We start from the raw sequence: 9,326 nt of genomic DNA, 5'->3' as shown, positions 1-9,326 counted from the left end.
TTTTTTATCGCTTTTTCGCTTATCCCGAAGGATTTGCGAGGCAGTTATTACTCGTTGTTCAGTTTTCAAAGAGCAAGTTTCTTTTCGTGTCAACCGGTGTATTTCGTATCGGCGACTTTTATAATATATCACATTAGCCTATCTCTTTGCAAGTACTTTTTTTCGTTATTCGACATTTTTTTCAATCTGTCGGTTAAGTTATAAAGTGTCCTGCAAAAGCGGCGAGTACTAATATATCATCTGATCAGACTCTAAGTCAAGCATGTTTTCAGGTTTACATTCAGAAATACAAAAAGCGCACGATAAGCGCTCTAATTCACGGCTTATCATACGCTTTTACTTATACAAGCTCGTTGTCATTCATCATATAACGTAGTTCGAGCGCTCCAACATCTCCAAGCTCGTGCATAACAGCTACTTCGCGAATATACTCTCGCATCACTAACTTTTGCAATATGAGCGACAAATCGACATGCAGTACATGAATAGACGGATGAGATTGAAGCTCAGCGATGCTCCAAGGTTCTTCGCGACTTTTCAAAATAGAGAATAGCAGCACGCAGCTTGTTTTCATCTTCGTCATTACTGAAAACTCGCAGCCGAGCATCACTAGCTGAACGCGTTGTTCAAGCGTCTCCGGACTTACTGTTAATTCCTCATAGAGCTTATATATGCCGGGGTGCACGCGCCTGAGCTGCTTCCAAACCGTTAGTTCTGGATGCCTTCCTTCTTCTATAAGTACAATATGTGCCCAATGATTAAGCGCCGTCAGTATATGACTATAGGCATCAAGCAAATTGCCATCGAGTAAATCTTGCTTCGCTTGCAAGTACGTTCTCAAAAAACCGGCAAACTCCGTGAACTGTTTCTGCTCCCTCATTGAATTAGGGAATTGCAGCAGCCGTTCACGAACATTGCTTAAATAGCCGTCGCGATCCACCAAGATCTCCCCCCGAACTAGCCACTCAATAATATTTCGGTTTTCTCCGCCCGACAACCATTCAGTCAGGCCTTTCGAATCGATCGTCCGAATCATTACTCGTTTGCCGCCAACCTGAATATGTTCCGTTTCATTGCGGGCACGATCCTCATGAACGACAACAAGTACTAACGAATCTAATCCGTCGATTAACGGGTTATAAGGATAAGGATTTTCAATGACAGCTAATCCGATAACATCAGGTTCGTCCTGATAGCTGTTTGCGATATGCGCTTTTATATGTTCCACCGGTTCCTCCATATAGCTAATCACATTTTATTAAGCTATAATAATATTCTATAGTTTTATTCTTTTTCGACAGGTTAGAGGCACATTCCTGCTTCCTAACTCAGAAAACAGACTCAAAATAAAAGTCATTCGTTATAGGAAGGGTTTGAACGCATGAAAAAGTTTTTTTTCAAGTCTGCTAAGATCAATGAATTCCGTCTTTGGGGGCTTGTCTTTACGTTAGTCGGTATGGGTGTCATGATTCTCGGTACTGCCGGCATCGTCTTTTGGGGACAGGCAGGCAAAATCATTGCCGCTATATTTATGGTTATCGGCATGATCTCCTTGCTTATTAGTGTTGCTGTATATTTCTGGGCCGGGATGATGTCTACAAGTGCAACCATGCTGCAATGTCCGGAATGCAATCGTCCTACTAAGATTCTTGGCAAAACCGATAGGTGTATGTATTGCAGAACGATGCTGACACTTGATCCTGCACAAGCTACGCATAATCCTACCGAACAGCAGGTTTAGCCATTGCAATTGTGCAACACGACGTAAAAGCGCCGCCTTCCTTGTGCACACAGGAAAGGCGGCGCTTTTCATATATAAGCGTATTTATTATGGCTTTAGCTTAATAGCATCATCAATGGTTTTCCAAATCGGAGGTGTTTGGAAGGCTCGCTGCCATGTGGCCACACCAGCCAAGTCGTATTTGCGCACGAGTGCAACTCGCGCTTTAATGGAAACCTCATCTTCAATCCATATGCGAGTTCGATTGCCCTCCTCCGTATATTCCACGTAATTCTGTCCGGCCGCTGCGTCAAACACAGGCTTTAATTTCTTTTCCTTTATAATCTCTTTCACCCGCTCCATGCCAACAGCCTTCGAAGAAACCTCGACTTTCCCATCGTCACCTTTCTTCTCTGTCCATATGCGTGTATACAGAGGCATACTCAGTATCAGCTTATTGGATGGAACGCCGTCCTCTTCCATGATCCGAACGAGCGAGTTCTCTGTCCAAGGAAGCGAAGCAACCGAGCCTGATTTCGGACTTGACGCCCAATGCTCGTCATAAGCCATGACCATCATATAATCCACAATTCCGCCAAGAGCAGCGCGGTCTAAAAATAATGACCACATCTCGCTGTTAGATTTGGGCGTAACATCAACCGACACCACCAAGCCTTGCTCGTGAAGCAGCGGCGTAAGCTCTCTAACAAATTGTACGAAATTCGCTTTATCGGACGTGTGTACATTCTCAAAATCCAAATTAATACCTTGCAAGCCATACACCTGAGCAAAACCAATGAGCTGCTGGATCATCGAGAACCGCGTCTCCGCTGAAGCTAATGCTTTGGTTGTTCGGTCAGGCTCAAAATCATTACTGAACAGTGCCCAAATTTGCAATCCTTGGTTATGAGCCCACTTGATGTAAGTAGTATCTGCTTTGCCTTTAATCGTTCCTTTATCATCCGCCAGCGAAAACCATGTTGGGCTTACGACGTTCAATCCCTGCATCGCTGAGATTTTAGTCGTGTCGATTTTGCGTTCATAGACTGCTTCCCATGTCATATTAATTTTGTTGCCAAGCACCTTCCAGGCTATAAAGGGAGCTGCTTGTTCTTTTGAAGGAATCTGATCAATTTGGGTCAACTTTATGCTCGTTTTGTTTACATAGCCCGTCCATCCATTCGCACTTTGAACAAGCAGCCAGCCATCCTGTTCTTTCCAAATTCGCAGAGGCTGACCCTCAGGCACCTTATGGATAAAAGGGGCACGTATCGTGGCCTCAGTACGAATCGCAGCGTCTTTATCACCTGCAGCCTCACCGAGCTGAATCGATTCACCCTCTGACAATAACGTAACTGTACCTGTTTCTTGCATATATTCAACCTGTAATCCGTATAGCAGGGCTAACGGATCTGCAGGAATATAGACGGTATCGTTTTGGGTTTCTGCAGTAATCGTTAAATTGTATGGCTTCTGATTAATTGTAGCTGTCAATGAGTCTGTTTTCAGATGAAGCACCTTGTCAGCCGTTGTTAGAACAATAGAGCCGGTGTCCGGTTCATATCGGATAGGCTTGTCCGCACCAAGAACTTGTTCAAGAACGGAAAGAGGCAGCTTTACTTCATTATTCTCAATAATTGCTCCTTGCTCTGCTTCAACCCCGTGGATAAGAATCGGATACTTCGCTTCGTATACAGGATCTTTCTGCTCTGAATTCGGGATAAAGCGCATATATCCATACCAACCAAACACGACCAATACGCCTACCAAAAATATAAAAATTATAACCCGCATTCCCCCGCTACCTCTTCTTCGCGGAGATCGGTTATATATCGTTTCCAAGTCATCACTCTCCTGAATACTGTTACGCCAAAGACCATCCCAAACAAAAACGCCTTCGGCGTCCTTAGACGCTAAAGTAGCTTTGACGGTGAAATATAAGAATTTAAAAATTGAAAAACTTATAAATTCTTATATTTTAATAAAAAACGTGCAGATTAGCGTTAAGTCGCTTCACGGCACGTTGTTTTAGTGGCTTAACGCCATTATTTCGATGATGTGGTATTGCAGGTCGAGCATATCCCGTATATTTCCATTCGGTGGCCCTCCACTACAAATCCCGTTACACGTGAAGCGGCACGTTCAACCTCGAGCAGCGGCGGATAATCAAAATCGACGATTGAACCGCAATGTTTGCAAATAGCATGATAATGATCTGATAAGTCCGAATCAAAACGGCTTGAGTCATCGCCATACGTCAGTTCACGCACTAATCCAGCTTCTACAAATAAACGCAGATTGTTATATATGGTAGCTACGCTCATACTCGGATAAATTGGAGAGAGCGCTTTATAAATTTCATCTGCTGTAGGATGGGTCATCGAGCCCATCAAATAGCTTAATATGGCGTGACGCTGCGGGGTCATACGGACGCCATTCATCTTCAGTTGCTCAAGTGCTAAGTTAACGCTGCTGGCTCCCATTCCCCTCACGCCCTTCAAAGTAGTTAAAACTATTGTACGTTCTTATTTAATCGTTTGTCAATGAACGCTACCTATTGGGATAGCCCAAATTGCCTAATCGCAATGCTGTTTGTCGCATTAATTTGGATTCGATAAGTTCCTTCGCCTATAGTGCCTCTAACGGTTTTTTTGCTCACTTCAAGCGGTAGGTCCGTTGTAATATTACCGAAAGTTACCGATCCATAAAGACGAAAATGTCCATCTCCCGGCATGACGAGCTTCACTTCGCCAACAGAGCTGTCTATATCCCATTCCCCGCCTACCACAGCGCTGCTCAGCTCTATATTGCCGTTAAGCGTATCTGCTTTTACAGACGAGCCCGCGCCGTCCATTCGAATTTTCCCATTCTTCGTTTCTGCCTCAATATTGCCCTCAACCTGCTTGATCTCTAGGTTTCCATTGAGCGTATTGGCATATATCTTCCCTGTTATATTCGATGCAGTAATCATCCCGTTCTTCGTTTCAAGAATAGCATCGCCCGTAATGTCACTCACGGTAATTCCCCCGTTATTCCCTTTGACGGAAACTGAACCTACAATGTTGCTCACAGACACGATATCGCTGTTGCTTCGAATATCGAGACCGCCTGGCAGCGACAGCTTCATAATTTCAACAGAGCCATTATCTGCTTCTACTTTCAGATTCAAAGCAGGCTTTGGTTCCTCTGTTGGTTCAGATGTCGGCTCTTCTGTTATTTCAGGTGTTTGTATAATCTCTTCATTATCCGCTGTATTCGTTGTATCTGTTGTATTTGCTGTTACGGGCAATTCCGTGGTTTCTTCTAGGTCCGTTGGCAAAGGCTTCTCGGTTGCAATCGGCTCCTCCGCAACCTGTACTTGATCTGACAATGACATTGGCACTGTAATGACCAGATTCATCCGTGGTTTCCTGCTGCCATTAGCACCATAAGGCTGACCTTTTGCTTCTAATATTACCTCTTTGCCCGGATTCACTTTAACGATGGATTGCTCCGCAATAGCATCCGCTTCCGTTTTTTCGGTAACATCGATCCATAGCGCAGTGACAACCTCAATCTCTTGAACATCACCTGTACGAACCGTCACCTGTCCATTGGGATTAGATATGCGAATGAGCGTAGCAGCTTCATCCAGCGGTACTTTAATAATGGCTTTATCATAGCGGAAGCCCTTCTCTTCACCATAATCTGCGACACCGTTCAAATCGACATTGAATTGGTCAAGCCAGCGGAAGGGAAGATCTGCATACTGGGTTACGACATACGCTGTAAGTGTAATGACAAGCGCGATCGCTCCGCCTGCAACATCAAGCTTAAGTTTCTTCTCCGCACCTTTGAACTTCAAGCTGAATAAAATAACTTCGACCCCTATTAAGATAAATATGATCGGCCACCATTGTCCAAGTAGAGAAATATCATTTCGGCCGTTAAGCTGATCCAGCAAGAGCAGCGCTCCCACCGTCAATACAATTGCCGCAGCCGTAAATCGTCCAAGCTTAAACATAGATACCGATCCTTTCCGCGAACGTATCAGCAGCATAATCGATGCCGCCATAATCAATGGACCGACGCATAACTCAGCAAGCTCGTTCATCCAAGGCAATATGGCATGAGGCGGCTTTACCAGTACAAGCATTATCATTCCGGCAGCCAATAATAATATACCATGCAGGAGATTGAATGAAATCGGCTTGTGATCCTCGGCATCTGCACTTTGCAGGGAGTCGAATACGCTTATGAAGTAGAAGATTGGAAGCATGATTCCCAAATAAACGATGAGGAGCAGATGTCTCCCACCATCAGAATCGGCCAACCGTACCATTGCAGTCAGATCCAGCCAAAACGCAGCGATAAGCAGGAGCCCCTTCGGATGCTGACCCGTATACATATGTCCCGCCCCAGGCATCGCAAATGCAAATAATACCGTGAGCATTCTATTCTTTACCCGTTTTATTCTGAGCTTACCCAAGCGTAGACCCTCCAAATGCGTTCCATATACAATTCCGACTTTTCTATAAACGCTATTGTAACATAAGTGTATACATGATTAGGAGCGTACAACTTCAATCCGTCGATCAGCGTTCCAAAAGAAAAACGCGGATCATCATCTGATGATCCGCGTCTTTTCGTACAAATAGCTTTATTTCAATCGCTCAATCAGCAGCTTGTTGGCAAGTGCAGGATTCGCTTTCCCTTTGGAAGCTTTCATGATCTGGCCGACCAAGAATCCAATCGCTTTATCCTTGCCAGCTCGATAATCTTCAACCGATTGCGGATTCGCTTCAATAATTTGATCCACAATGACAAGAACCGCGCCTTCATCGCTAATTTGCACAAGGCCTTGCTCCTCAACGATCTGCTGCGGCAATTTGCCTGATTCAAGCATAGCTTTGAACACGGTTTTGGCGATTTTCCCATTGATCGTGCCGCTCTCAAGCAAGCCGATCATTTCACCCAAGCCCTGCCCTGTCATTTTCACATCTGTAATTTCCTGCCCGTTCGCATTCAGGTATCCAAGCAGATCGCCCATAATCCAGTTCGATATGGCTTTGGCATCCTTCGTGTAAGAAAGGCTTTCCTCGAAGAAATCGGCAAGCTTCTTAGATGATGTGATTACATCCGCATCATAAGACGGCAAGCTGTACTCCGACGTGTATCTAGCTTTGCGTGCGTCTGGCAATTCAGGAATGGTTGCACGTACACTTTGCTTCCACTCTTCACTAATATGAAGCTGAACGAGATCCGGATCCGGGAAGTAGCGATAGTCATGTGCTTCTTCCTTGCCGCGCATGGAGAAGGATTTGCCGAGCGCATCATCGAAACGACGCGTCTCTTGAATAACGACGCCGCCTCCATCAAGAATTTCAGCTTGACGGAATTGTTCATATTCAAGTCCACGCTGTACACCGCGGAAGGAGTTCATGTTCTTGAGCTCTGCTCGCGTGCCGAATTCTTTCTGTCCGTATGGACGAAGACTGATGTTAGCATCACAGCGCAGGCTGCCTTCTTCCATTTTCACATCAGAAACATCACAGTATTGCATAATCGCCTTAATTTTCTCCAAGTAAGCTTTAGCTTCTTCTGGTGTGCGAATATCCGGCTCCGAGACGATCTCGATAAGAGGCGTACCTACACGGTTGAAGTCAACAAGCGAAGCATAACCGCCATCTACGTGCGTAAGCTTGCCCGCATCCTCTTCAAGATGAAGCCTAGTAATGCCAATCCGCTTCGTTTCGCCGTTTACTTCAATATCAATCCAACCGTGCTCGCCAATTGGCTGATCAAACTGTGAGATTTGATAAGCTTTTGGAGAATCCGGGTAAAAGTAGTTTTTGCGGTCGAACTTGCTAATATCAGCAATTTGACAGTTAAGCGCCATAGCAGCTTTCATAGCATAATCTACCGCTTGGCGGTTCAATACCGGCAGTACGCCGGGATGTCCCAAACAGATGGGACAAGTATGGGTATTCGGTGGTGCGCCGAAAGCCGTGGAGCATCCGCAAAAGATTTTGCTATTCGTATGCAGTTCCACATGGACTTCCAGCCCAACAACCGTTTCGTATTGGTTCGGTTCAGACATTCGTATCGATCCCTTCGTAAACGTATATATGACCGCTTATAGCTGCGGACGTTGTTTATGATGCTCCGTATGCTGCTCGAACGCATGAGCGGCGCGCAGCACCGTCGATTCGTCGAACGCTTTCCCGATAATTTGCAGGCCGATCGGCAAGCCGTCAGCTGTTCCACAAGGCACACTGATTGCAGGAACGCCTGCCAAGCTGACTGGAATGGTGCAAATATCGTTTAAATACATCGTTAATGGATCACCGACTTGCTCTCCAATTCGGAAGGCTGGTGTCGGAGCCGTAGGTCCAATAATGAGATCATATTGGTCAAACACTTGGTCGAAATCCTGCTTAATGAGCGTCCGCACTTTTTGAGCTTTCAAATAATACGCATCATAGTAGCCTGAGCTTAACGCATATGTACCTAGCATGATACGGCGCTTCACTTCTGCACCAAAGCCTTCGCTGCGGGATTTCTTGTATAGATCGATCAAGTTTTCCGGGTTCTCGGCACGAACGCCGTAGCGTACGCCGTCGAAACGGGCTAGGTTCGAGGAAGCTTCTGAGGAAGCAAGCAAATAATAGGTCGCAATCGCATACTCGGTATGCGGCAATGAAACCTCTTCCCATGTTGCACCTAAAGACTCATACACCGCTAATGCTTGAAGCACTGCTTCCTTCACGCGCGGATCAATACCCGCTCCTAGGTATTCCTTAGGGACGCCGATACGCAAGCCTTTCACATCGCCAGTAAGGGCGGCTGTATAATCTGGAATTTCCACATTAGCTGAAGTAGAATCGCCTGCATCATAACCTGCGATAGCTTGCAGCACATAGGCGGAGTCCTCTACATTTTTCGTAAGTGGGCCGATTTGGTCAAGAGAAGAAGCAAAAGCCACAAGTCCGAAACGCGACACAAGCCCGTATGTAGGTTTAAGTCCGACTATACCGCAATAAGCGGCCGGCTGGCGAATCGAGCCGCCTGTGTCAGAACCTAGCGAGAAGTATACTTGTCCAGCCGCAACAGATGCTGCTGATCCACCGCTAGAGCCACCCGGCACGTATTCCGTGTTCCATGGGTTGCGTGTTGGGTAGAAACTCGAGTTCTCGTTCGATCCGCCCATTGCGAATTCATCCATATTCAGCTTGCCAATCGTCACCGATTGGGCAGCCTTCAACTTGCGAACGACAGTAGCATCATAGATGGGATCATAGTTGCTCAAAAACTGGCTTGCACAAGTCGTGAGGAGACCCTCTGTAACGATGTTGTCTTTCACACCGGCAGGCAGGCCGAACAGCAATCCACGCTCTCCGCCTTGTTGCAACTGCTTGTCCAGCTCGGAAGCCTGCAAGCGTGCATTCTCTTCATTCAACGTGATAAAAGCCTTAATAGCAGGCTCGGTTTCTGCAATTCTCGCATATGATGCGCTAACCAGCTCAGAAACGGAAAGTTCCTTATTGTTAAGCTTGTTATGTACATCCTGCAGGCGCAAATCAAACAGTGCCAACAGTAATTCCTCCCTTCAAAATAAAACCCATTC

The 9,326-nt window shown here is 45.9% G+C and carries 7 protein-coding genes; 1 reads left to right on the top strand and 6 read right to left on the bottom strand.

Annotated features, from left to right (window positions below; genetic code table 11):
• Positions 1 to 340 precede the first annotated feature (340 nt).
• Positions 341 to 1,228 carry a nucleotidyltransferase-like protein gene (locus tag FGT79_RS23085; RefSeq protein ID WP_246096570.1) on the bottom strand — a complete coding sequence of 296 codons (888 nt, stop codon included), beginning with the start codon at positions 1,226 to 1,228 and terminating at the stop codon, positions 341 to 343.
• 153 nt (positions 1,229 to 1,381) lie between these two features.
• Here FGT79_RS23085 and FGT79_RS23080 point away from each other — a divergent pair, with 153 nt between their 5' ends.
• A complete protein-coding gene (locus FGT79_RS23080; RefSeq protein WP_138755196.1) occupies positions 1,382 to 1,741 on the top strand; it encodes a YgzB family protein in 360 nt (119 codons plus the stop codon).
• 87 nt (positions 1,742 to 1,828) lie between these two features.
• Here the strand turns inward: FGT79_RS23080 and FGT79_RS23075 are convergent, their stop codons facing one another.
• The 5 genes from FGT79_RS23075 to gatA form a co-directional block, all read right to left on the bottom strand.
• On the bottom strand, positions 1,829 to 3,514 hold the full coding sequence (locus FGT79_RS23075; protein ID WP_138755195.1) for a glycosyl hydrolase family 18 protein: 1,686 nt from the start codon (positions 3,512 to 3,514) through the stop codon (positions 1,829 to 1,831).
• Between the two features lie 251 nt (positions 3,515 to 3,765).
• Positions 3,766 to 4,203 (bottom strand): peroxide-responsive transcriptional repressor PerR, encoded by a 438-nt coding sequence (gene perR / locus FGT79_RS23070; RefSeq protein ID WP_138755194.1) that lies wholly within the window; start codon positions 4,201 to 4,203, stop codon positions 3,766 to 3,768.
• A gap of 71 nt (positions 4,204 to 4,274) precedes the next feature.
• Positions 4,275 to 6,188 (bottom strand): DUF4097 family beta strand repeat-containing protein, encoded by a 1,914-nt coding sequence (locus FGT79_RS23065; protein WP_138755193.1) that lies wholly within the window; start codon positions 6,186 to 6,188, stop codon positions 4,275 to 4,277.
• Between the two features lie 171 nt (positions 6,189 to 6,359).
• On the bottom strand, positions 6,360 to 7,799 hold the full coding sequence (gatB, locus tag FGT79_RS23060) for an Asp-tRNA(Asn)/Glu-tRNA(Gln) amidotransferase subunit GatB (protein WP_138755192.1): 1,440 nt from the start codon (positions 7,797 to 7,799) through the stop codon (positions 6,360 to 6,362).
• Positions 7,800 to 7,835: 36 nt separating this feature from the next.
• A complete protein-coding gene (gene gatA / locus FGT79_RS23055) occupies positions 7,836 to 9,293 on the bottom strand; it encodes an Asp-tRNA(Asn)/Glu-tRNA(Gln) amidotransferase subunit GatA (protein WP_138755191.1) in 1,458 nt (485 codons plus the stop codon).
• Positions 9,294 to 9,326: the final 33 nt, after the last annotated feature.

This window comes from Paenibacillus sinopodophylli (assembly GCF_005930355.1).
Lineage (GTDB): Bacteria > Bacillota > Bacilli > Paenibacillales > Paenibacillaceae > Pristimantibacillus > Pristimantibacillus sinopodophylli.
Note: the sequence above shows the minus strand (reverse complement) of the source record. Positions and strands in the feature narration are given on the sequence as shown.

Bases quoted from the DNA above. Each gene is read 5' to 3' on its own strand.
- perR (WP_138755194.1), bottom strand. From the start codon at position 4,203: ATGGGAGCCAGCAGCGTTAACTTAGCACTTGAGCAACTGAAGATGAAT.
- gatB (WP_138755192.1), bottom strand. From the start codon at position 7,799: ATGTCTGAACCGAACCAATACGAAACGGTTGTTGGGCTGGAAGTCCAT.
- FGT79_RS23075 (WP_138755195.1), bottom strand. From the start codon at position 3,514: ATGCGGGTTATAATTTTTATATTTTTGGTAGGCGTATTGGTCGTGTTT.
- FGT79_RS23080 (WP_138755196.1), top strand. From the start codon at position 1,382: ATGAAAAAGTTTTTTTTCAAGTCTGCTAAGATCAATGAATTCCGTCTT.